This window comes from Arthrobacter sp. Helios, from assembly GCF_023167125.1.
Classification (GTDB): Bacteria; Actinomycetota; Actinomycetes; order Actinomycetales; family Micrococcaceae; genus Arthrobacter_B; species Arthrobacter_B luteolus.
Map to the genome: position 1 here is coordinate 2,707,015 of NZ_CP095402.1, position 20,827 is coordinate 2,727,841.

20 protein-coding genes are annotated in these 20,827 nt (G+C 66.2%); 4 read left to right on the forward strand and 16 right to left on the reverse strand.

All coding sequences use genetic code 11. From position 1 onward, the window contains the following. Positions 1-20 precede the first annotated feature (20 nt). The 5 genes from ArtHe_RS12260 to ArtHe_RS12280 form a co-directional block, all read right to left on the reverse strand. Complete coding sequence (locus ArtHe_RS12260; RefSeq protein ID WP_248317196.1) at positions 21-1,100, reverse strand: siderophore-interacting protein; 1,080 nt, start codon at positions 1,098-1,100, stop codon at positions 21-23. Further along, positions 1,097-1,984: an ABC transporter ATP-binding protein gene (locus ArtHe_RS12265; RefSeq protein ID WP_248317198.1), complete on the reverse strand. Its 888-nt coding sequence runs from the start codon at positions 1,982-1,984 to the stop codon at positions 1,097-1,099. Before ArtHe_RS12265 ends, ArtHe_RS12260 begins: the two co-directional genes overlap by 4 nt. A gap of 3 nt (positions 1,985-1,987) precedes the next feature. Next, positions 1,988-2,956 (reverse strand): iron chelate uptake ABC transporter family permease subunit, encoded by a 969-nt coding sequence (locus tag ArtHe_RS12270; RefSeq protein WP_248319789.1) that lies wholly within the window; start codon positions 2,954-2,956, stop codon positions 1,988-1,990. A gap of 92 nt (positions 2,957-3,048) precedes the next feature. Beyond that, positions 3,049-4,038: an iron ABC transporter permease gene (locus ArtHe_RS12275; protein WP_248319791.1), complete on the reverse strand. Its 990-nt coding sequence runs from the start codon at positions 4,036-4,038 to the stop codon at positions 3,049-3,051. Positions 4,039-4,292: 254 nt separating this feature from the next. Beyond that, positions 4,293-5,357 (reverse strand): glutathione S-transferase C-terminal domain-containing protein, encoded by a 1,065-nt coding sequence (locus ArtHe_RS12280; protein WP_248317200.1) that lies wholly within the window; start codon positions 5,355-5,357, stop codon positions 4,293-4,295. Positions 5,358-5,501: 144 nt separating this feature from the next. On the opposite strand from ArtHe_RS12280, the gene ArtHe_RS12285 reads away from it, so the two are divergent. After that, positions 5,502-6,539 (forward strand): NAD-dependent epimerase/dehydratase family protein, encoded by a 1,038-nt coding sequence (locus ArtHe_RS12285; RefSeq protein ID WP_248317201.1) that lies wholly within the window; start codon positions 5,502-5,504, stop codon positions 6,537-6,539. Positions 6,540-6,552: 13 nt separating this feature from the next. After that, positions 6,553-7,506 carry a DUF368 domain-containing protein gene (locus tag ArtHe_RS12290; RefSeq protein WP_248317202.1) on the forward strand — a complete coding sequence of 318 codons (954 nt, stop codon included), beginning with the start codon at positions 6,553-6,555 and terminating at the stop codon, positions 7,504-7,506. 79 nt (positions 7,507-7,585) lie between these two features. Here the strand turns inward: ArtHe_RS12290 and ArtHe_RS12295 are convergent, their stop codons facing one another. The 7 genes from ArtHe_RS12295 to ArtHe_RS12325 form a co-directional block, all read right to left on the reverse strand. Then, positions 7,586-8,650, reverse strand: a complete 1,065-nt coding sequence (locus ArtHe_RS12295; RefSeq protein WP_248317203.1) for a YihY/virulence factor BrkB family protein — start codon at positions 8,648-8,650, stop codon at positions 7,586-7,588. A 78-nt stretch (positions 8,651-8,728) separates the two neighbouring features. Beyond that, the gene (locus tag ArtHe_RS12300) at positions 8,729-9,040 is read right to left on the reverse strand and encodes a PRC-barrel domain-containing protein (RefSeq protein ID WP_066296753.1); all 312 of its coding nucleotides are present in this window, start codon (positions 9,038-9,040) and stop codon (positions 8,729-8,731) included. A gap of 94 nt (positions 9,041-9,134) precedes the next feature. After that, on the reverse strand, positions 9,135-10,355 hold the full coding sequence (locus tag ArtHe_RS12305) for a mechanosensitive ion channel family protein (protein ID WP_248317204.1): 1,221 nt from the start codon (positions 10,353-10,355) through the stop codon (positions 9,135-9,137). A 129-nt stretch (positions 10,356-10,484) separates the two neighbouring features. Then, positions 10,485-11,534 carry an iron-siderophore ABC transporter substrate-binding protein gene (locus tag ArtHe_RS12310; protein WP_248317205.1) on the reverse strand — a complete coding sequence of 350 codons (1,050 nt, stop codon included), beginning with the start codon at positions 11,532-11,534 and terminating at the stop codon, positions 10,485-10,487. A 124-nt stretch (positions 11,535-11,658) separates the two neighbouring features. Continuing rightward, complete coding sequence (locus ArtHe_RS12315; RefSeq protein WP_248317206.1) at positions 11,659-12,903, reverse strand: FAD-dependent oxidoreductase; 1,245 nt, start codon at positions 12,901-12,903, stop codon at positions 11,659-11,661. Between the two features lie 2 nt (positions 12,904-12,905). Then, on the reverse strand, positions 12,906-13,250 hold the full coding sequence (locus ArtHe_RS12320) for a bifunctional 3-phenylpropionate/cinnamic acid dioxygenase ferredoxin subunit (protein ID WP_066296760.1): 345 nt from the start codon (positions 13,248-13,250) through the stop codon (positions 12,906-12,908). A gap of 53 nt (positions 13,251-13,303) precedes the next feature. Then, positions 13,304-13,750, reverse strand: a complete 447-nt coding sequence (locus ArtHe_RS12325) for a MarR family transcriptional regulator (protein ID WP_066296765.1) — start codon at positions 13,748-13,750, stop codon at positions 13,304-13,306. 273 nt (positions 13,751-14,023) lie between these two features. Between ArtHe_RS12325 and ArtHe_RS12330 the strand changes: the two genes are divergently transcribed. Further along, complete coding sequence (locus ArtHe_RS12330) at positions 14,024-16,003, forward strand: acyl-CoA dehydrogenase family protein (RefSeq protein WP_248317207.1); 1,980 nt, start codon at positions 14,024-14,026, stop codon at positions 16,001-16,003. Between the two features lie 366 nt (positions 16,004-16,369). On the opposite strand, the gene fmdA is transcribed toward ArtHe_RS12330, so the two are convergent. Genes fmdA through ArtHe_RS12345 form a run of 3 tightly spaced genes read right to left on the reverse strand, consistent with a single transcriptional unit; the run spans position 16,370 to position 18,611 of the window. Next, the gene (fmdA, locus tag ArtHe_RS12335; protein WP_066296768.1) at positions 16,370-17,626 is read right to left on the reverse strand and encodes a formamidase; all 1,257 of its coding nucleotides are present in this window, start codon (positions 17,624-17,626) and stop codon (positions 16,370-16,372) included. Between the two features lie 25 nt (positions 17,627-17,651). Next, entirely contained in the window at positions 17,652-17,945 is a 294-nt protein-coding gene (locus ArtHe_RS12340) for a zinc ribbon domain-containing protein (RefSeq protein WP_248317208.1), read from the reverse strand. A 12-nt stretch (positions 17,946-17,957) separates the two neighbouring features. Beyond that, positions 17,958-18,611 carry an AmiS/UreI family transporter gene (locus ArtHe_RS12345; RefSeq protein WP_248317209.1) on the reverse strand — a complete coding sequence of 218 codons (654 nt, stop codon included), beginning with the start codon at positions 18,609-18,611 and terminating at the stop codon, positions 17,958-17,960. A gap of 261 nt (positions 18,612-18,872) precedes the next feature. Here ArtHe_RS12345 and ArtHe_RS12350 point away from each other — a divergent pair, with 261 nt between their 5' ends. After that, positions 18,873-19,667 carry an SDR family oxidoreductase gene (locus tag ArtHe_RS12350; RefSeq protein ID WP_248317210.1) on the forward strand — a complete coding sequence of 265 codons (795 nt, stop codon included), beginning with the start codon at positions 18,873-18,875 and terminating at the stop codon, positions 19,665-19,667. Here ArtHe_RS12350 and ArtHe_RS12355 read toward each other — a convergent pair. After that, positions 19,659-20,717 (reverse strand): AsnC family transcriptional regulator, encoded by a 1,059-nt coding sequence (locus tag ArtHe_RS12355; RefSeq protein ID WP_248317211.1) that lies wholly within the window; start codon positions 20,715-20,717, stop codon positions 19,659-19,661. The two genes, ArtHe_RS12350 and ArtHe_RS12355, sit on opposite strands and share 9 nt — an antisense overlap. Positions 20,718-20,827 lie beyond the last annotated feature (110 nt).

The window sequence follows — 20,827 nt, forward strand, 5'->3', positions numbered from 1 at the left end:
GGCTGGTGAGGAAATAGCCGTCAGGACAGTTCTGCGCGGCCGTGGCGCCAATAACCCATAAAGGCGACCTGCTTGCGGTCAATCCCGGCGTCACGGACCAGGTAGCGCCTCAGCCCGCGGACCACTGCGGCTTCGCCGGCAATCCACGCGTAGAACGGCAGGGCGCCGGCCGGGGTGTTCGGGCTCGGTGAGTTCTCCACGACTTCCGGGGTGAGGCGGGCCGGGGTTTCCCACAGAATCGCCGAATCGATGTCCACGTCCTCCGGCTCCTGGCCGCGGCCGGGGGCAACCGTCGCCGGCGGTACACCGTCAGCGGTGCCCAGGCTCGCGTAGCCCGGCACGGCAACGGCTTCCCGGACAGCGGCCTCCAGGAGCTCTCCGTGGGGGCGGCTTCCGCGCGGCAGCCAGGTGACGGTGACGCTGGAGGCGGTGCTGATCGGCTGGGCATCTGCCTCGTCCGGGATTTCCAGCAGCGCATGGCCGGTGATGCCTGCCGGCAGGTTTTCCAGAATGGACGCGACCGCAGGTACGGCGGTTTCGTCGCCTGCCAGAAGCACATGCTGAGCCAGCCCGGGCCGCCACTCGATGCCGCCGTAGGATTCCGCGGTGACGCAGTGCACCGCGTTCGGGCCGATGACGGTGACCCTGTCCCCCGGCTGCGCCTCGGCAGCCCACTGGGATGCAGGTCCGCCCACACCGTCGGCATCGAAGTGCAGAACAAAGTCGACGTCGATTTCCGGTTGCGGGGCAGTGCAGCGGGAAGCTCGGACGGTGTAGGTCCGCATGGAGCCGCGCTGCTGCGCATCCATGGCGAGCCAGTTCTGGTACCAGCCGGCGTCGTCGCAGTTAAGCTCGGGAAGCGTCTGCCGCGTGCCGTCTTCGGCGGCCGGCGGGATGACGACCTTGATTCGCAGGTCATCAGCCGGTCCCTGCACGCCGAAGCTGCGCAGGCACTCCCCTCCGAATGTGATCCGCTGGAAGTTGGCGCTGAGCCGGCGGACGGAACGGACTTCGACGTCGAAGGCAGTTACCGCGGCGTTGGCACCCTGGCGGCGGGGTTTTACTGCGGCCGCTGACGTGCGGGTACGTGTGCCGGTCATGAAGCTGCCTCCAAAGGATTGCGGTTTTCCGTGCGGGTGTCGTGCGGGTTGGGCAGGTAGCCGGTGGCTTGCGGCACCGGTTCGCGGTGCCTGCGGGAGTGGTGCCGGCCAACCGGAACCACCATGGGTGTCCCGGAGACCGGATCCGGGATCACCGAGGCGTCCAGGCCAAAAACGTCGCGGACCAGTGCCGTGGTGACAATCGTTGCGGGATCCCCCTGCGCGGCGATCGCGCCGGCCTTCATCGCGATCAGGTGGTCGGCGTAGCGGGCTGCCAGATTCAGGTCATGCAGCACGATCACCACGGTGGTTCCGGAGCGCCGGTTGAGGTCGGTCAGCAGGTCAAGGACCTCCACCTGGTGGGTGACATCCAGGAAGGTGGTGGGCTCATCCAGCAGCAGGATGTCCGTTTCCTGGGCCAGGGCCATGGCGATCCAGACCCGCTGGCGCTGCCCGCCGGAGAGCTCGTCGACGTCGCGTCCCGCAAGCTCCAGCGTGCCGGTGGCTTCCAACGCGGCTGCCACGGCTTCATCATCGCGGCTGTTCCACTGCCGGAACCACCCCTGGTGCGGGTAGCGTCCACGGCCCACCAGATCCGCGACCGTAATACCGTCCGGCGCGTTGGGAGTCTGCGGGAGCAGTCCGAGCGTACGGGCCACCTCGCGGCTGGGCAGCGCGTTGATGTCCCGGCCGTTTAGCTGCACGACGCCGGCGGCCGGCTTGAGCAGGCGAGCCAAGCCGCGGAGCAGGGTGGATTTACCGCAGGCATTGGCGCCGACGATGACGGTGATCCGCCCGGGAGGCAGCTCGACGCTGAGCCCGTCGACCACCTTGCGGTCTTCATAGGACAGGACCAGGTCCTGTGCTCCCAGTTTGTTCTGCATGCTTTAGCCTCCTCGGCCAACACGGTTGGAGCTGACCAGCAGCCACAGCAGGAAAGGTGCGCCCAGCGCACCGGTGACGACCCCCACCGGCAGGGAGGTGCCGGGCACCAGGTTGTGGCCTACGAAGTCGGCCGCGAGCAGGATCACGGCGCCGGTCAGGCCGGCGGCGGGCAGCGAAGCCCGCCCGCCCAGCAGCCGGCGGGAAATCGGCCCGGCGAGGAAGGCTACGAAGGCCACCGGTCCGGCAGCGGCGGTAGCCACCGCAGCGAGGCCGACGCCGGTGAAGAGCAGCCCGGCGCGGGTAGCCTCCACGGGCAGCCCGAGCCCGGCGGCGAAGTCGTCCCCCAGCTCGAGGACCCGGAGCCGGCGGCCCAGCAGCACCGCAGTGGGCAGCAGGACCACCAGCGCCGCGGCCACAATCCCGGCGCGTTCCCAGGAGGCGGAGTTCAGGGAACCGGTGAGCCAGACCAGCGAATCGGCGGCTGTCCGCACATCGGTGCGGGTGAGCAGGAAATTGACCACGGCCTGCAGTACGGCGGCGAACCCGACGCCGATCAGGACCAGCCGGGCTCCGGCCGCACCGCCCCTGCGGCTGAGCAGGAAGAGGGCGACGGCGACGGCGGTGGCTCCCAGCAGCGCCGCGGCGGAGACCGCTCCCCCGGTGGCACCGAAGACCACCATGGCGGCCACGGCTGCGGCGCTCGCACCATAGCTGATGCCGATGATGTCCGGGCTGGCCAGCGGGTTCCGCAGCATGGTCTGGAAAAGATGCCCCGAGACACCGAACGCGACACCGATCAGGACGGCCGTCACGGCGCGCGGCAGCTTGCTCTCCATCACGATGAAGCTGGCGCCGGGGATCTTTTCCCCGCCCAGGATCCGGAGAAAGTCGGGGACGGTGACGGTGTAGTTCCCCAGCAGGACGTAGACGAAAAAGAGGACCACGACGGCGGCGGCCAGGGAGGCCAGCACCGCCCTGCGGCGGCGGCCGCTGCGGCGCCTGACATCACGGATGAGGGCGGCTGAGCCGGCGGTACGGTCCTGGCGCAGCACGGGGGCGGCGCTCACAGTTCTGCCAGCTTCCGCCGGCGGATGATGGCTATGAAGACGGGCGCGCCGATCACGGCGGTCATGATGCCGACCGGCACCTCGCCCGGGGGCAGGATCAGCCGGCCGACGACGTCGGACACCAGCAGCAGCACGGGTGCGAGCACGGCGGAAAGCACCAGGATCCAGCGGTAGTCGGGGCCGGTCAGCCCGCGCACCAGGTGCGGGATGACCAGGCCGAGGAACGCGATGGGCCCTGCGGCAGCCGTTGCGGCACCGCAGAGCAGCACCACGCCGACCGCCATGATGCCGCGGGAGAGGTTGACGTTCTGCCCCAGTCCGCGGGCGACGTCGTCGCCGAGGCTCAGGCCGTTCAGCAGCCGGCCCGAAGCCAGGAGGATCGCTGCGCCCACGGCGAGGAAGGGGATCAGGGGAAGGAGGACGTCCCAGCCGCGGCCGGAGACGGTGCCGACCTGCCAGAAGCGGAAGGTATCCAGCGTCTGCCGGCTGCTGACCAGGATGGCGGAGAGCAGCGAGGTCAGCCCGGCGGTCAGTCCGGCACCGGCCAGCGCCAGCTTGACCGGGGTGGCGCCCTCCCTGCCCAGGGAAGCCACGGAATAGACAATCACTGCGGCCACCGCGGTGCCGGCCAGGGCAAACCAGACGTAGCCGGTGAAGGAGGTGATACCGAAGACGTAGATGGCGGTGACGACGGCGAAGGCCGCTCCCGCGTTGAGTCCCATGATCCCCGGGTCTGCCAGCGGGTTGCGGGTCATGCCCTGCAGGGCGGTTCCTGCCAACCCCAGGGCTGCGCCGATAAGCAGGGCCGCGACGGTCCGCGGAACCCGGCTCAGCACCACCGCGTGGTCGCCGTTGGCGGGGTCCGGGCTGGTGAGTGCCTGCAGCACAGTTTCCAGGGACAGCGGCCGGGCTCCGAGCGCTACGGAGGCGAAGGTTGCCAAGGCCAGGGCCAGCAATCCGGCGGTCAGCAGCCAGACCGGCGGCAGTTTGCGCGAACGCTTGCGGGGAGGCGCGTGGACGCCGGAAACAGGGGTGCGGTTAACGGCCGTTGAGGTCACGGCAGCACCTCCTGAGGGCAGCGGAATTGAACTTAAGTAAGGCTAACCTACGGCGAGTCAAATTAAGAAACAGTTCCATGCCGTATTAGACTGTCCCGCCTTCAGACGTCCACCTTCGGTGTTGCGGGACCGCCGGTCCGGCGTTGGTGCTGGCTGGGACTGCCGGACCGGCTGGCTGAAGCCTAGGCTCCGTGCCCCGGGGTGACTTCCTCGCCCGGGCGGACCGGGCCGGGAGGGGTCCCGTCGCCGAAGGGACGTCCGCCGAGGGCTTCCCGGCCGTGCGGGGTCAGCCACCCGGAGGTGTCCGGTCCGTCGGGGACGATCTGTGTGGGGTTCAGGTCCTCGTGCACGATGTAGTAGTGCTGCTTGATCTGCACAAAGTCCACGGTGTCCCCGAAACCGGGTGTCTGGAAGAGGTCCCGGGCGTACCCCCAGAGGGCGGGCATCTCGGTGAGCTTGTTCCGGTTGCACTTGAAGTGGCCGTGGTAGACGGCGTCGAAGCGGACCAGGGTGGTGAACAGCCGGACGTCGGCTTCGGTGATGGTGTCACCGATCAGGTAGCGCTGTTTGGAGAGCCGGTCCTCCAGCCAGTCCATGGCCGTCCAGAGCCGTTCGTACGCGGCGTCGTAGGCTTCCTGCGATCCGGCGAAGCCGCAGCGGTAGACGCCGTTGTTCACTTCGGTGAAAATGCGTTTGTTGACCTCGCGCATCTCCTCCAGGTGCTCAGCCGGGAGCAGGTTGGGGGCGCCCTCGCGGTGGAATTCGGTCCACTCGGTGGAGAAATCCTCCGTGATCTGCGGGAAGTTGTTCGTCACCACGGCACCGGAGGGGATATCCACGACCGCCGGGACGGTGATCCCCCGTGTGTAGCCGGGCACGCGGCGGAAGAATGCTTCCTGCAGGCGTTCGATGCCGAGCACCGGGTCCTTTCCGTCCGGGTCAAGGTCAAAGGTCCAGCTGCGCGAATCGTGGGTGGGGCCGGGCATTCCAAGGGAGATGGCATCCTCGAGACCCAGCAGGCGCCGGACGATGATGGTGCGGTTGGCCCAGGGGCAGGCGCGGGCGGCGATCAGCCGGTACCGGCCCGGCTCCACCGGGTAGCCGTCACGTGCGTCGCGGGTGATGCGCGTTTCAATGTAGTTGGTGTCCCGGGTGTATTCCTGCCCGCCGGATACGTAGGAGCCGCGGGTGCTGTAGTCCCCGCTGGCTGCACCGGTGTCCGTTTCCTGCTTTGATGTGCCTGTCATATCCGCTCCATCCATCAGCCGAATTGTTCCGTCTCCTTCCACGGTAACGCCCTTGCCCGGGGGTGCTGCTCCCGCTGTAGAGTCGTGGACCAGCAGCGCCGCCTGCGAGGCGCTGGTTTTTCTCGTTACTGAAGGGACATTGTGATGCGTGTAGCCGTCCTCGGAGCCACAGGAAATGTGGGGACCGCCGTCCTGCGCCGGCTCCAGGCCGCCCGGGCCGAACGCCCGGACGGACTGGAGATCATCGGCGTCGCCCGCCGGATTCCGGCCCAGCCAACCGGTCCCTACGAAGGTGTCCAGTGGCACAGCATCGATGTCGCGTCCAAGACCGGCCGGGACGAGCTGGCGGAGGTGCTCGACGGCGTTGATGCGGTGGTCCACCTGGTCTGGGCTATCCAGCCAAACCGCGACGAGGCCGAACTGCACCGGATCAACGTGCACGGCACCGAGAACATGCTCTCTGCTGCCGCCGAGGCCGGTGTGCGCCAGGTGGTGTGCGCATCCTCGGTGGGCGCCTACTCCCCCGCCCCCAAGGACTCCCTGACGGACGAATCCTGGCCGGCGCGCGGCATCGCCACGTCCCACTACAGCCGGCACAAGGGCGAGCAGGAAGAATTGCTGGACGACTTCGAACGGCGTTACCCGGAGATTCCCGTGGCCAGGCTGCGTCCGGGCCTGATTTTCCAGTCCGACGCCGGCAGCGAGATCGGGCGGTACTTCCTGGGTCCACTGGTGCCCAGGTTCATCCTGAACCGGCTGAGCCTGCCGCTGATTCCGCTGCCCGCCGAGTTTTCGTTCCAGGTGGTCCACGCCGATGACATGGCCGACGCCTACTGGCGGGTGATAGACCAGCGGGCCGAGGGCGCCTACAACATTGCCGCTGATCCGGTGATCACCCCCGAACTGCTGGCCGGATTGCTGGGTGCCCGCAGAATCCTGAACGTTCCCGTTGGCCTGATCCGGGCCGTCGTAGCGCTCACCTGGGCGGCACGGCTCCAGGCGACGGATCCGGGCTGGATTGATATGGCCGCCGGAGCTCCGCTCATGGACACCTCGCGTGCCCGGGAGGTGCTGGGCTGGGAGCCTCAGCGGTCTTCACTCCGCGCCTTCCAGGACGTCCTCGACGGGCTCAGCGAGCAGGCGGGGCTGCCGTCGTCGCCACTGCTGGGGCCCGGCCGCTAGTAGCGTGGACTTGATGGCCTCACTCTCCCCCTCCCAATTGTCCCCTCCGCCCCCGGCGCAGCCCACTGTCCGCTCCAGCGTTGCCCATGCGGGCCGCGGAGCCCTCATCGGCCTGGTGGAACTCGTACCCGGTGTTTCCGGCGGCACCGTGGCACTCGTCCTCGGCGTCTTCGACCGGCTGATCGCGTCGGCGAACCACTTCATCAGCGGTGTTGCGCATCTTGCCGTTCGACGGGATCGGGCCGCTGCCGTCCGCAAACTGGCACCCGTCGAGTGGAACCTGGTGCTTCCGCTGGCCGCCGGCATGTTCCTCGCCCTGCTCGTTTTGTCCGGACCGCTGCATTCCTTTGTCGAGAACCAGGCCACCATTGCCAGTGCACTGTTTTTCGGCATGGTGTCGGCGAGCCTGCTTGTCCCCCTCAGCATGGCCCGGGAAGCAGGCCCAACGACGCCGTCCGGCCGGTTCCTCGGCCCGGTGGCAGTGCTGCTGATTGCCGCGGCGGCATTTGCGCTGCTGGGGATTCCGGCCCTGCAGATTGAGGATCCGCCGTGGTGGGTCCTGGTCCTCAGCGGCGCCGTGGCCGTGTGCGCGCTGGCGCTGCCCGGCCTTTCAGGATCTTTCCTGCTGCTGACCTTTGGTATGTATGAACCCACCCTCGCGGCGGTCAGTAACCGGGACGTTGGCTATCTGGCACTCTTCGTCACGGGAGCCATTATCGGCCTGGCTTCCATTGTCCGTTTGCTGGGATATCTCCTCCGCGTCCGGCGGCGGGCCGTCCTGCTGGCAGCGACCGGGTTGATCCTGGGCTCCCTCCGCGCGCTGTGGCCTTGGCAGGAGAACAGCTCCCTGCTCCCTCCGGACGATGCCTGGATGTGGCCCCTGGCCGCGTGTCTGGCAGGGGCCGGTGTGGTGCTGCTCCTGTGGTTCCGCCAGCCTCGAGGCACGGCAGCCGCACCCACCCCCTAGCCCGGCTGGACCAGCCGGACGAAGCTTAAAGCCAGCGGCCCGGTCACGCATCTGCGTGGCCGGGCCGCTGGCTGATCTCTTACAAGTCGTCGTCGTAGTCCTTACCGGCGTGCTGCTGGCGCAAGGCCCGCCCCTGCTCCACATCCTTAGCTTCCTGTTCCGCCCGCTTGTCCATCTGTGTGGTGTCCCGCGGCGGAAGCTGGATCGAGTGCTCGGCCTGGATGCCGGCCTGCAGTTCGCGGCCGCGTTCCACCTCGGCGTCGAACTCAGCGCCGAACAGCAGCGAGATGTTGACCAGCCAGATCCACAGCAGCAGCACGATCACGCCGCCGATGGCGCCGTAGGTGGCGTTGTAGCTGCCGAAGTTGCCGACGTAGAAGGCGAACCCTGCAGTCGAAATTGCCATCACGATCAGGGCCAGGAAGGCACCCATGCTCATCCAACGGAATTTGGGCTGCTTCACGTTGGGGGTGGCGTAGTACAGGACGGCGATCAGGATGACGGCGAAGATCAGCATGACCGGCCACTTGGCGATGTTCCAGACCATCAGGGCCTCACCGCCCATGCCGATCCAGTTGCCGATGCTCTCCGCAATCGGTCCGCTGATCACCAGCATGATCAGCAGGCAGGCGACCAGCAGGATCATGATCAGGGTGACCAGCAGCTGGAGCGGACGCAGCTTCCAGATGGGCCGGCCTTCCTCCACTTCGTAGATCCGGTTCATGGCCCGGCCAAAGGCACCGGTGTAACCGGATGCTGACCACAGGGCACCGGCGAGGCCCACAAAGAGTGCCCAACCGGCAGCGGTTGAGGAGGTGAGCTGGTCGATCGGGCCTTGGAGAACCGTGACGGCTTCAGCAGGTGCGAAGGACCGGACGTATTCCATCAGCGCGTCGGTGGTGCTCTCCGCCTGGCCCACCAGGCCGAGGATCGAGACCAGCGCCAGCAGTGCCGGGAACAGCGCCAGCACGGTGTAGTACGTCAGCGAGGCAGCCAGATCGGTGCACTGATCCTTGGAGAACTCGCGGATGGTCTTGCGGAAAATGTACATCCAGCTGGGTTTGGTGACTTCCGTCGGGGAATCCGGCTTGGCAGCCGTTCCGAGCGAAGCGCCATCCTTCTGGGCACTGTCCTGCTGAGCCATTGGGCCCTCCTGGCTGTTTGAATCCGGGGTACCCATCGTATTGCTAAGCAGGCTTAGGTCCAAGCAGGCCCGCCGTGGTCACCAGCCTTTGTAATAGTCCTCCAGTGCCGCTTCCTCGTCCGGCGTGAGGGCGCCCTCGTGGTCCATGTCCGGGGAGTCCTCGATCGCCTTCCGAGAGTAGTTCACGTACAGGTCGTCGTCCTCGCGGCGGGCGCCGGCCAGCGGAACAAAGTACTGACGGCCTTCAAAAAGGCCCAGCGCCACCGTGATCCAGGCGGGTTCGCCGGTGGCCCGGTCCAAATGGACGTTGCCCACCAGCCCCAGCCGCTCACCGTCCTTGGCCCAGACTGTGCAGCCCTGCAATTCGTGGATCACGTACTGGTCAACCATGGCTCGGGTTTCCTATCCGTTTGTTTTCCGCAGTCCACCGCATGCTGCGCCGTGGGTATCATTCCAGCCCTCCCCACCCCCGGCTTGTCAACACCTAGCGGTCGACCCGCTCATCCCGGTCCTCCCAGACATCCGCTCCGGGGCCGGCGAAACTGCGGTTGCGCTCCACCGCGTCAATGCTTCCGGTGAACAGCTGGGACGTACGGGTGTCCTCCGGATCACCGCCGTGCAGGTGCGGGACTTCCGTGCGGCGCCGCGGAGTTTTAACGAGGGGGGCGCGCAGCTGTTCGATGCGCTGCCGCGGCAGGGCGGCGGGGTGGTTCTCCTGCAGGAAGGAGACCATCGATTCCCGCACCAGGCAGCGCAGGTCGAAAAGGGTTCCGCTGTCCGGTGCGGAGACCAGGACACGGATCCGGATCAGGCCCTGGATGGCGTCGGTTACCTGCAGGACGCTGGTCCGGCCGTCCCAGAGATCCGTATCGGCAAGGATCCGCTTCAGTTCAACCCGCAGTTCAGCAACCGGTGCCTCCCAGTCCAGGTCGAGTTCCACGGTGCCCAGGATGTCGGAGTGCTTCCTGGTCCAGTTCTCGAACGGCGTTGACGTGAAGTAGGTCGAGGGCAGGATCATCCGCCGGTCATCCCAGATGTGGACCACCACGTAGGTCATGGTGATTTCCTCGATTTTGCCCCATTGGCCTTCGACCACCACTACGTCGTCCACACGGATCGCATCGGTGAAGGCCAGCTGTAGGCCCGCGAAAACGTTGCCCAAGGTGCTCTGGACGGCCAGGCCGGCGACGATGGAAAGCAGGCCGGCCGAGGCAAGGAGACCGGCGCCCAGGGCCCTGACTTCGTCGATGGTCAGCAGCACGCACGCCACGGCCACTGTGACGATCAGGGCCACGGCGACGCGGCGGCCCAGGATGATCTGTGTCTTGAGCCGGCGCAGCCGCCGGTTGTCCTTGGTATCGGTGTCGTACTTCGTCAGCACCACGGCCTCGACGATCAGCAGGCCGACGACGGCGAGCCAGCCGATCGCTGCGATCAAGCCGATCACCAGGACGTAGTCAACCGCCCCAAACCAGGCCTCGGAGCGGGCAGTGGTACCGAGCGCGATTCGGGTTCCGATCAGGGCCAGGACCAGGCGCAGCGGGTTCCGGCCCAGCGCCGTCACCTCCCGGATCCGCGGCACCTTCCGGAAGATGCGTGTGACGGATCCGCGGACAATCCGCGCTGCGATGAGGGCTGCCGCGACGGCCGCCGCAACAGCAATCAGGGGTTTGAGCGGGTCGATGGCATCGAGGAATTCCTGCATCCTGCTGATGATTGCAAACCCACCGGGGGGCCTGTCCAATTATGTGATTTGCGTCCGTTATGCGGGGCAGACACGGAGAATGCCCCTTCAGCCGAAGCTGAAGGGGCATTCTGAGGGGTTTTGCCGGGACTACTTCACCTGTGCTGCGGCTTCACCGAGCAGCGGGACAAAGTTGTCCAGCGCGTACGGGATGCTCAGGACGTTCGCGGCAGAGATGGACAGTGTCAGCGTGTTGTCCGAATCGGCCACGAGTCCACCGTTCTTGACGGCCGGGATCTGGCTCAGCAGCGGATCGGCAACGATCGCTTCCTTGGCGGCGTCGTCGGCTACCCAGCTGACGAACAGGTCCGCCTCAAGCTCGTTGGCACGTTCCGGCGACCAGGTCAGGTAGAACGCGTCAGACGGTGCGTTCTCGTCAACGATCGGCGCCTGGACCATCCCCAGTTCCTTCAGGAACTTGGGACGGTTGTCTCCCGAAGTGTAGATCGAGATGTGGTCGGCGCCGGCAGCTGTGTCGAGGTTGCCGTAGATGAAGCTGGTTCCGGCCAGTTCGGGGTACTCGGCAGCCTTGTCGGCAATAGCCTTCTCGGTGTCTTCCACCAGCTGGGCCGCTTCGCCGCTCTTGCCCAGGGCTTCACCGATCATGGTGGCGGAGTCCTGCCAGGACGTGTAGTACGGGACGTCGGGGTAGGCAACCACGGGCGCGATCGAGCTGAGCTTGTCGTAGTCCTCCTGCGTGATGCCGGAGTACGCAGCCAGGATCACGTCCGGATCGGTCGCTGCGATTTCGTCGAAGTTAATGCCGTCGGTTTCCGGGTACTGGACCGGGGCGTTCTCCGAGCCGATGGGTGCACCGAGTTCTTCGAGTGCCTCGTCGATCCACGGCGTCGTGCCGTTTTCGTTGCCGCCCCACTCGTAGAGGGGCATGCCCACCGGTACAACGCCCAGGGCCAGCGCGGTGTCCGTGTTGACCCAGGAGACCGTCGCGACACGCTCGGGGACGGCGTCGATGGTGGTCTCACCGAAGGCGTGTTCGATGGTGACCGGGAACTGGTCGCTGGAGGCGGCGGTACTGCCGGAGCCCGAGTCCGACGACGTCGAACCGGTGGAGCAGGCGGACAGGGACAGCACGGCGACGGCAGCGACGGCCGCAAGACTGCGCATGCGGGACAGGGCCATGGGGGCTCCTAGATTTTTACTTTGTGGACGGGGATGCCGGATTTTGTCCGGCAAGGTAAGGCTAACCTACCGATCGGCGAAATACGCAACGCGCATGTGCCCTAATGGGCGTCCTGGTGGCCGGTCAGGGACGGGACCGGGCAAGACGCCGCAGGTCGGCGCCGGGATCGGCGAGCTGCTCTGCCGGGACCGGTTTTTTGAGCGCGATTAGCCGGCGGGCAGCGCGCAGGGTGTTGCCGGCGTCTACTCCGGCCGCGCCGGCCAGAGTACCGTCCGGAGCGGTCCGGAACACCACGTAGCCCGGCCCGGGCACGCCGCGCTCCACAGACTTTCCGTCAGCCGCCATGTTTCCCACGGCTTCAGCATGAACGCCGTGCCGGTCCGTCCAGAACCACGGCACAGCCTCCGGCTCAGGTTCCCCGCCGAGGATCCCCGCCGCGGCGGCCCGGCCCGAACGCACGGCCGAATCCCAGTGTTCAGGGCGGCGTTCAAGGACGCCGCCGGTTTGCCGGCGCACGGAGTCGCCGGCCGCGAAGACGCGCGGATGGCTGGTGCGTCCGGAAGCGTCCACCAGCACGCCGTCGTCCACTGCAATCCCGGCTGACTGGGCAAGGAAGGTGTTGGGCACCATACCAACCGCTGCCAGCACGGCGTCCGGGTCAATCAGTGAGCCGTCGTCCAGAAGGACCGAGTTCCCTCCCGGCCCCTGGAGTACATCCACCGGCAGTCCGGTGATGGTCTTGATACCTGCTTCGGCGTGCATCGAGTGCAGGTATGCGGCCAGCTCCACCCCCACCGCGGGAACCAGCGGCACGGGTACGGGATCTATGAGCACGACGGCGGTTCCCAGTGCTGCGGCGGTCGAGGCCACTTCGGCGCCAATCAAACCGGCTCCAATGATGGCCAGCCGCTTGCCCGGACCCAGCACCGGACGCAGGGCATCGGCGTCCGCTTTGCTGCGGAGCGTGTGGACGAAGGCGGTTCCGGGAAAACTGAGCGCGCGGGCAGCGCCCCCGGTGGCGAGCAGCAGGATATCGGCCTGAAGTTCCCCACCGCCGGCGAGGGTGGCCGTTCCGGCGTCAGGGTCCAGGGAAACAGCTGCATCGGCCACGAGTTCCACGGCGTTTTCGCTGAACCACCCCGGGGCGGCGAGCGCGAGACCGGACTCCTCCAGCGTTCCTGCCAGATAGGCCTTGCTCAGCGGCGGCCGGTCGTGTGGTTGCCCGCTCGGATCCACGAGCTGGATGCCGCCGGTAAATCCGCGCCGCCGCAGCTCGGCTGCGGCACTGAACCCGGCCGGACCGGCACCGATAATGGCGACGGAACCCGGCCCGGGTGCGGCATCCGGGCCGGGTGCGGTGTCAGCCATGGTTAGGAAGCGGTGGGGGCAACGCCCGGGTAGAGGATGATGTCACCGTCAATGACCTCCACGCGGTGGGCGACGGCGTCAACCGTGGCGGGAAGGCACATCGCGGCTCCGGTCTTGAGGCAGAAGCGGGCGGAGTGGACGGGGCATTCAACTTCACCGTCTTCGATCCAGCCCTCAGCCAGGGAAGCCTCTTCATGCGTGCAGGTGTCATTCAGGGCGTAAAAGTTGCCGTCATCGCTGTGGAAAACAGCAATATCGTCTCCTGTTCCAGCGGTCTGCGAATCTACGGTGACAGCCTCACCCTCGTCGATCTCATCTGCTGCGGCTACGCGGATACCTTCAGTCATGCTTCCACGTTACCGCGCGGCGGGGGCGGGCTGCCGGTTGCCTCGACCGGGCTTCAGGCACCGGCCGAGCGGGCGGTGCCGTATTGGCGGGTGCTTTCCAGCTCAGTGATGAGTGAGATCAATTCACGGCGGAGGGCCGGGCGCAGTTCCGCGGTGAGATTCTGGCCTTCCAGGCGGATCGCATCATCCAGGGCTGTCCGCCCATGGTCAGAAATGCCTACGGCACGGCGGGGGGCGCCCCCGGCATCGTCGCCGAGTTCGTTAACCAGGCCCTGCGCCTGCATGCTGACCAGCGTGGTCCCGAGCGTCTGCGCGGTAACCCGCAGCCGGCGGGCGAGTTCCGCCCGGCGCATCGGACCGGCGTCGCGCAGAACCTTCAAGGCCGTTACCCGCTCCTGGGTCAATCCCATCGCGCGGAGCCGGTTGTCCATTTCACGGCGAAGCATCCGCGCAGCGGTGGACAGCAGTCGGATGGCCTCCCAATCAGCATCATTTTGCATTCCCTGGGTCCCCCTGAAATAGCTGTGACTGGTGTTCCAAATCCTCAGTGTACTTACTATCCAAACCTCAGGGCAGGGGTCGCTGTCAAGCTCACTCCGCTTTTGCGGCCGCAAAAAGGCCAATCCGAGGTCCAGCCCTGCGGGATCACCCAGAGTTGCCGCCGGGTTGCCCGTTACCCCTTTACCGGCCAGTAGTAACGCGTAGCATGGTCGGCACAGCGAGCCGGGGCTGCATGGGGAGCGGCCCTGATCAATCAGGCCATAGGGGAAAACATGAGTTCCACTAATCTGCAGGATGCCCGGAACACCGGCGGGGACGATTCAGCCCGGAGGCTCCGCGAACGCAAGGTCAGCGAGAAGGACGCCCGCGACGTCGCCGAAGCATCGCGGATCACTGATGAACAGCGGCCGAGTTTCGCCAAGGGGATTTATCTGGGCGACTTCGATCTCTCCCTGATCCGCCCGCACCCGTCCCTCCCTCAGGTGGAGATCGAACGTTCTGAGAAGTTCCTGGCCGACCTCACCAGCTTCTGCGCCACCCTGGACGGCCAGCTCATCGAACGCACCGGCGTCATCCCGGATGAGTACCTCAGGGGGCTGGCGGAGCTGGGTGTCTTCGGCATCAAGATCCCCCGGACATACGGTGGGCTGGGGCTGTCCCTGCTTTACTACGGGCGTGCCCTGATGATCCTGGGCACCGTTCATCCCAGCTTGGGAGCCCTGGTGTCCGCTGATTTGTCCATCGGTGTGCCGGAGCCGGTGAAGGTGTTCGGCACCGAGGAACAGCGCCAGGAGTATCTGCCCCGCTGTGCCGCGGGTGCCATCACCGCGTTCCTGCTCACCGAACCGGATGTCGGTTCCGACCCCGCCCGGATGCGCACCACCGCGGTGCCGTCGGAGGACGGCAGTGAATATGTGCTCGACGGCGTGAAGCTCTGGACCACCAACGGCGTGATCGCCGAACTCGTCGTCGTGATGGCCGCAGTCCCGCCGCACGACGGCCAGAAGGGCGGGATCAGTGCCTTCATCGTGGAGATGGACGCGCCCGGCATCACCGTGGAGAACCGCAACAATTTTATGGGTCTGCGCGGCATCGAGAACGGTGTGACCCGGCTCCGCGGTGTCCGGGTTCCGGCCCGGAACATGGTGGGCCGCGAAGGCCAGGGCCTGAAGATCGCGCTGACCACGCTGAACACCGGCCGGCTGTCCATTCCTGCAATGTGCGCTGCGGGCGGGAAATGGTCACTGAAGATCGCCCGCGGCTGGTCCGGGGCACGTGAGCAGTGGGGCCGGCCGATCGGCCGCCACGAAGCGGTGGGTAAGAAGCTCGCCTTTATTGCGGCCACCACGTTCGCCCTGGAATCGGTTTTTGAGCTTTCCGCGGAGATGGCCGACGCCGGCACCAAGGACATCCGGATCGAGGCAGCGCTGGCCAAGCTCTGGGCCAGCGAGATGGCCTACAACATTGCCGATGAGCTGGTGCAGGTGCGCGGCGGGCGCGGCTTCGAAACCGCCGCTTCCCTGGCTGCCCGCGGCGAGCGCGCGGTGGCGGCGGAGCAGCAGCTCCGCGATCTGCGGATCAACCGGGTCTTCGAGGGTTCCACGGAGATCATGCACCTGCTGATTGCCCGCGAGGCAGTTGACGCGCATCTGCGGGCGGCCGGCGACCTTGCTGTTGCGGACGCCCCGCTGGGCAACAAGGTGAAGGCTGGGGCCAAGGCCAGCGGGTTCTACGGCAAGTGGCTGCCCACCCTCGCCGTCGGACGGGGCAACGTGCCGACGTCGTACGCCGAATTCGGACCGCTGGCCCGGCACCTGCGCTATGCGGAGCGCGCCTCCCGGAAGCTGGCACGCTCCACCTTCTACGGCATGGCCCGCTGGCAGGCCGCATTGGAACACCATCAGGCGTTCCTCGGCCGGATCGTGGATATCGGTGCGGAATTGTTCGCGATGTCCGCGGTCTGCATGAAGGCGGAGACGATCCGGCTTCAGGACCCCGCGGAAGGTGCCACCGCCTACGAACTTGCGGATGCCTTCTGCGCCCAGTCCCGGGTCCGGGTGGACGCATTGTTCACCGAGCTGTGGAACAACTCCGACCCGGAGGACCGCAAGCTCTCCAAAAAGGTGCTCGACGGGCGTTACACCTGGCTCGAAGACGGCATCCTGGACCAGTCCGAGGGCACCGGCCCGTGGATCTCCGCCTGGGCTACCGACGGCACACCGAAGGAGAACCTGCATCGGAAGTACCGGTAGTCCGGAGTGGTTGGTTGCGGGCGGGGGCCGTGGCTGGCGGGCGCGGGCTGAAGGATTGACCGGGTGCCGGGCCCGGAATGGGTCCCGGCTGGTGAAGCAGCTGGGTGCAGATGACCTTCCGCGACACGCGTTCCCACTCTTTGTGAACTCCTGTGGCTGAGGAGACCACACCAGCCACAGGAGGCTCCTTACAGTGGGAACCCGCGTCGGTGGAGGCGGACAGCTAACGCAGCTTCAGCCGTCGTTACCCCTGCGACTGGCGGGACAACAGCCACGCCAGCAACGACCGCTGGGAAACTGCGCGGGCAGAGCCAAGAACCCTGAGCCCCCGGCCCAGGCTGGCTTGCACCAGCCTGGGCCGGTGGGTCAGCGGTTGCTGGCCCGCGGAGCGCCGATTCCGGGATCGATCTGGAACGGCCCGGAGCTGGAGGGCCGCACGTCGAAGTCGAAGATCGACGTCGGGATGTACACCGTGGAACAGGAGTTCGGAATGTCCACAACCCCGGACAGCCGGCCCTCAATGGGGGCGGCACCGAGCAGCAGATAGGCCTGCTCCGGGCTGTAGCCGAACTTTGTCAGGTAGTCGATCGCATGCAGGCAGGCCCGCTGGTAGGACAGGTGCGAGTCGAGGTAGCGCTGCTCGCCGCCGAGTGTCACCGACGTGCCGGAGAACGCAATCCACTCGCTGAACTGCGGATCGACGTTGCCCGGCATGAAGATCGCGTTCTCATGAACACCGTAGGTATCCATTCCGCCCTTGATGATGTCCACCCGCAGGTCGATGAAACCACCCATCTCAATGGCGCCGCAGAAGGTGATTTCGCCGTCGCCCTGGGAGAAGTGCAGATCGCCCACGGAGAGGTTGGCCCCGTCCACAAACACCGGATAGAAGATCCGCGAGCCCTTGGAAAGGTTCTTGATGTCCTGGTTGCCGCCGTTTTCTCGGGGCGGCGCCGTCCGCGCAGCTTCATTGCCGACCCGTTCCCAGTCTTCCCGCGGAAGCCCGCCGAGGACAGCATGCGCACCTTCCGGCGGCAGCGCCAGCGGCGGGACCCGGTGCGGGTCGGTGGCGATCAGGTCGCCTTCACGCTTGTTCCACTTGGCGAGCAGGGCGGCCGACGGAGCGGTCCCCATCAGCCCGGGATGGATCAGTCCGTTGAAGGAGACGCCGGGAACGTGGCGGGAGGTCGCCGTCTGGCCGTTGAAATCCCAGATGGCCTTGTAGGCGTCGGGAAACTGCTCGGTCAGGAACCCGCCGCCGTTCTCCGTGGCGAAGATGCCGGTGTAGCCCCAGCCCTGGCCTGCGAGCGGACCGGAGTCCTCCTGCGGGATCGGCCCGACGTCGAGGATGTCCACCACCAGCAGGTCGCCGGGTTTTGCGCCTTCCACGCCGAACGGTCCGCTGAGCTTGTGCACGGTCAGCAGCGGAGCATTGAGGATGTCCTCCGCTGAGTCATCATTTACGATCGCGCCGTCGAACCATTCCCGGCAGTCCACCCGGAAGGACTCCCCCGGTTTTACGACGGCTACGGGAGGAATTTCCGGATGCCACCGGTTATGGCCAATTTTTTCCTGGTCCTCGAACTTCTTCGAGGAATCGAGGGGAAAGACGACTTGAGGCATAACTTCTCCTTTGAAATTGTGGCGCTTAGTCGGGTCTTGGGAGCTTTTGGTGGAGGGGATTCATTGTGATTCCGCCGCCCCGGGAAACACGTTTCGCGCCACCCGGGGATGAGACGATTGCCGGCTCGGAGGCGGAACGGGCCGTGCTTTCGATGAGTTTGTACGCGTTGGAGGAGGAACGGGAAAGATGCGGGGCGGTGAATTTGCGGAACGCCTGGGTGCCGCATTCCGGGCAGGTCATCGACTCACGGATCTGGCCCATGGCGGACTGGACCTCGAAGTCCCGGCAGTCCGGGCAGCGGTAGACGTACAGCGGCATGGTTTTCCTTTGCTAAGTGACGGCGGGAGTGGCACCGGATCCCGGCTCCCGGCGGGCCTGGTCTTTCCCTGGGTCAGCCATCCGCGCGCGGCCGAGGTAGAAGGACACGGCCAGGACGGCGGCGCCTGCCACTGCCATGGCCGCAGCTGTTGCGCCATTGGAGACATAACTGCCGGTCAGCAGCAGGAACGCCGGCAGGGTGGCGGTGAGCTGGCCCCCAAGCGCCGCGAACCACCCCGTGGTTCGGGTCAGCGAGTCCCGGGCCAGACCCAGCACCAGGAAGAACAGCAGCCAGAGGACCGCCCATAGATACCAGATCACCCCAAACACCGGGTCCAGGACCATGGTGAACTGCAGTGTTCCAATAACGACGGCGCAGACGGCTACGAACAGGGAGAACCACCCCAGCCCCTCGGGGCCCACACCGGTGACCTGCACCAGCCCAACATAGAGGTAGGTAAAACCGAAGAGATACAGCCCGGCGGCTGCGAAGGTCACGGCCGGGTCTCCGGCCGCCTGGATGAGGATGATAGTGGGAAAAATAACCTGCATTCCACCCACAAAAAAGTTAAGCATTGCTGCCGATTTTCCCGGGATCTTCCCTAGGAGCAGGAGTCCGTTTATCAGCAGGACAGCACCAACATAAAGCAAACCAACACTGGCCATATTTGCTCCATTGCAAATAGAAATCCATCGGTGGGTTCTGCGGCCGCAGCAGTTCCGGTAGGAAAGTATGGGGGCCATTACCTAGGTAAGACGTCAGCTTATGGAGCTTTCCGGTACTCGTCAATCACATTGCACACCCTTCGCCAAAGAAAACGAGCTGCCCCAGCAGCATGCCTTGACGCGGACCCGTCCCCTCGCACAGACTCGGCCCGTCCGGACACACCCCAGCGACGGAGATTCCCGCGGACGAAAGGACCCCAGATGAGCTCAGCACCCGGTCAGCATTCCGGCAGCGTACGGCGGCTGGAAGGTAAAACAGCACTCGTTACCGGGGCCAGCCGCGGGATTGGCCTGGCGGTTGCCCGCCGGTTCGTGGCTGAGGGAGCCCGGGTGCTGATCACGGCCCGGAACAAGGGACCGCTTGAAGAGGCAGCCGCCGGCTTTCCGCCCGGGACAGCCATCGCGGTTGCCGGGAATTCCACCGACCCCGCTCATCACCGCGAGGCGCTGGACGCCGTAACCGCGGAGTTCGGCCCGTTGGATGTGCTGGTCAACAACGCCGGCACCAACCCCGTCTACGGATCGCTGCTCGACCTGGATCTGGATGCCGCCCGGAAGATCATGGACGTAAATGTCCTGGGTTCCCTGGCGTGGGTCCAGGCCGCCTGCCGGCATCCGAAAGCCGACTTCAGACGCGGCGGAGGGTCGGTGATCAACATGTCCTCCGTCAGCGCGCAAACCCCGGCCAAAGGCATCGCGTTCTACGGCATCAGCAAGGCCGCCCTGGAACAGCTCACCCGCTCCCTCGCCGTCGAACTGGCGCCGGATCTCCGGGTGAACGCACTGGCTCCGGCCGTGGTCAGGACGGCCTTCTCCCGCGCGCTGTACGAGGGCCGGGAAGAGAAGGTGGCCGGCGCTTATCCGCTGGGCAGACTCGGCAGTCCCGGCGATGTGGCGGCGGGCGCGGCTTTCCTGGCCTCCAACGACGCCGCCTGGATCACCGGGCAGGTCCTGACGCTCGACGGCGGTCTCCTGCTCGCGGGCGGGTCAGCCTAACCCGGCCGGTGCGGTGCTGCCTTCTGCCGAACCTCCGTTCCGGATGCTGCGGATCCAGGGATCCACCGGCACTACGCCAACGGATCGGCCGGCCGGGTCGAGGATGCGCCCGTAGATTTTCGCCATCCTGGTGATGACCCTTCGATCAAGCACCTCGGCGGAGGGATGGTCCTGGGACAGTTCGCCGAGGACGCGCTCAGCGTCGGCAAGATCATGCAGCCCGACAACCAGGATGATGTTGGCTGTACCGATGACTGACGCGCAAAACCGGGTCTCCCGCCGTCGACCCAGCAGGCGTGCCGTGCCTTCCGCCTCGAGCGGAGGCGCCTTCATCAGGACCAGCATTCCCAGGGGCAGGTCGAAGGCCGGCCGGGCGACGTCGCACCGGAAAACGACCTGGTTTTGTGCTTCGAGCTCCGCCAGCCGCCGGCGCACCGAGCCTGGGGAACGCCCGAGGTTCCGGCCCAGCTCCGCGGGCGACCGCCTGCCGTCCCTTCCCAGTTGGAGAAACAGCTGCCGATCGCTGATTGAAAGAGGGGAGATTGATTCCGGGCGCTTCGAATGGTGTTCTTCCTGCAGCTGTTTCTCATTGGAGGCAGACAAAATGCCCTGGCGCCAATCCACTCCCCCGGTCATCTGCCGGAAGAGGCTGATCCGCATCTGGACGGCATCCAGCAGTTCCGGAAGCCCCCCATGGACACAGCGCAGGACTTCCTCCAGGACTGTGGCGATCGTGATGCAAAACAGGTTGTAGTCGCCGGTGGTCTGCCCGACGGTGATGACGTCAGGGTGCCGGCCCAGGGACGCCAGCAGCCGGTCCAGGTACTTCGCGTCGCAGCGCACTTCGATGAAGGCTCCCTGAGACGTCGAGGGATGCAGGGCAACACTGGTCCAGGCGAGCCCGCGGTCCTCCAGGCTTTTCCAGCGGCGCGCAACGGTCACTTCGGATACGTCCAACGCGCGGGCCACCATCGCCCAGCTGGCCCTGGGCGCGATCTGCAGGGCATCCACAATCTCCAGATCCGTTGCATGGACTTCGAGCGCCGCCATCTTCACCTACCCTCTTTCTGGAAGCATATTCCAACAGTTTGAGTCTGTACTAGGAAGATTCCTTCATTTTGACTGCCTGATACTTCTGGATCCTAGACTGTGCAGCACCT

Coding starts and splice junctions, on each gene's coding strand:
- ArtHe_RS12260 (WP_248317196.1), bottom strand. CDS start 1,100: ATGACCGGCACACGTACCCGCACGTCAGCGGCCGCAGTAAAACCCCGC.
- ArtHe_RS12265 (WP_248317198.1), bottom strand. CDS start 1,984: ATGCAGAACAAACTGGGAGCACAGGACCTGGTCCTGTCCTATGAAGAC.
- ArtHe_RS12280 (WP_248317200.1), bottom strand. CDS start 5,357: ATGACAGGCACATCAAAGCAGGAAACGGACACCGGTGCAGCCAGCGGG.
- ArtHe_RS12285 (WP_248317201.1), top strand. CDS start 5,502: ATGCGTGTAGCCGTCCTCGGAGCCACAGGAAATGTGGGGACCGCCGTC.
- ArtHe_RS12290 (WP_248317202.1), top strand. CDS start 6,553: ATGGCCTCACTCTCCCCCTCCCAATTGTCCCCTCCGCCCCCGGCGCAG.
- ArtHe_RS12295 (WP_248317203.1), bottom strand. CDS start 8,650: ATGGCTCAGCAGGACAGTGCCCAGAAGGATGGCGCTTCGCTCGGAACG.
- ArtHe_RS12300 (WP_066296753.1), bottom strand. CDS start 9,040: ATGGTTGACCAGTACGTGATCCACGAATTGCAGGGCTGCACAGTCTGG.
- ArtHe_RS12305 (WP_248317204.1), bottom strand. CDS start 10,355: ATGCAGGAATTCCTCGATGCCATCGACCCGCTCAAACCCCTGATTGCT.
- ArtHe_RS12310 (WP_248317205.1), bottom strand. CDS start 11,534: ATGGCCCTGTCCCGCATGCGCAGTCTTGCGGCCGTCGCTGCCGTCGCC.
- ArtHe_RS12315 (WP_248317206.1), bottom strand. CDS start 12,903: ATGGCTGACACCGCACCCGGCCCGGATGCCGCACCCGGGCCGGGTTCC.
- ArtHe_RS12320 (WP_066296760.1), bottom strand. CDS start 13,250: ATGACTGAAGGTATCCGCGTAGCCGCAGCAGATGAGATCGACGAGGGT.
- ArtHe_RS12325 (WP_066296765.1), bottom strand. CDS start 13,750: ATGCAAAATGATGCTGATTGGGAGGCCATCCGACTGCTGTCCACCGCT.
- ArtHe_RS12330 (WP_248317207.1), top strand. CDS start 14,024: ATGAGTTCCACTAATCTGCAGGATGCCCGGAACACCGGCGGGGACGAT.
- fmdA (WP_066296768.1), bottom strand. CDS start 17,626: ATGCCTCAAGTCGTCTTTCCCCTCGATTCCTCGAAGAAGTTCGAGGAC.
- ArtHe_RS12340 (WP_248317208.1), bottom strand. CDS start 17,945: ATGCCGCTGTACGTCTACCGCTGCCCGGACTGCCGGGACTTCGAGGTC.
- ArtHe_RS12345 (WP_248317209.1), bottom strand. CDS start 18,611: ATGGCCAGTGTTGGTTTGCTTTATGTTGGTGCTGTCCTGCTGATAAAC.
- ArtHe_RS12350 (WP_248317210.1), top strand. CDS start 18,873: ATGAGCTCAGCACCCGGTCAGCATTCCGGCAGCGTACGGCGGCTGGAA.
- ArtHe_RS12355 (WP_248317211.1), bottom strand. CDS start 20,717: ATGGCGGCGCTCGAAGTCCATGCAACGGATCTGGAGATTGTGGATGCC.